General features: G+C 58.8%; 1 pseudogene. It reads right to left on the bottom strand.

Annotated elements, in window-relative coordinates:
- Positions 1-511: pseudogene (locus EOA85_RS36800) on the bottom strand (ABC transporter permease); the annotation flags it as partial.
- Positions 512-568 lie beyond the last annotated feature (57 nt).

The raw sequence follows: 568 nt of genomic DNA, 5'->3' as shown, positions 1-568 counted from the left end.
GATTGACTGCTTTCAGCGGGCGCCGTTCGACAAAGCTCACAGTGGCATCCTGTCGGTCGGACAGGAAATAAGTCACATCGATCAACGCCTCCATCGTGCCGTTGAGGAAAAGCGAGGCGATCAGGATTCCCGTCGCCAGCGACATGCCCGCTATCGTAAACATAGCCCTTATCGGATGGCCGCTGATGTTGCGCACCATCATCACAGCCGGTTGTGAAAGGACGTTACGGATAGCAAAGTTCGCGGGCAGGAGACGACGGAACCGAGGCGGAGCGGGCGGCTGCATCGCAACTGCGGGCGGCAACGTCACGATATCGCGCAACGCACGCACCGCGCCGACGATCGCAGCACCAAGGCTGAGCGCCGCAGCCGCAACGTAGACATCCGAGCTCTGAACAAAAACGAGGAATGGGAACCGGTAAAAGTCGCCATACATCTCTGTTACGAAAGTGCCCAGCCACGTTCCAGCCGCGCTGCCGATGACGACCCCGATCGTGACAATCACAACGATGAATTTGATGTAATGCCAGGCGACGGCGGCGTTCCGATAGCCAAGCGCCTTCAGCAG

Source organism: Mesorhizobium sp. M5C.F.Ca.IN.020.29.1.1 (assembly GCF_003997375.1).
Lineage (GTDB): Bacteria > Pseudomonadota > Alphaproteobacteria > Rhizobiales > Rhizobiaceae > Mesorhizobium > Mesorhizobium wenxiniae.
Note: the sequence above shows the minus strand (reverse complement) of the source record. Positions and strands in the feature narration are given on the sequence as shown.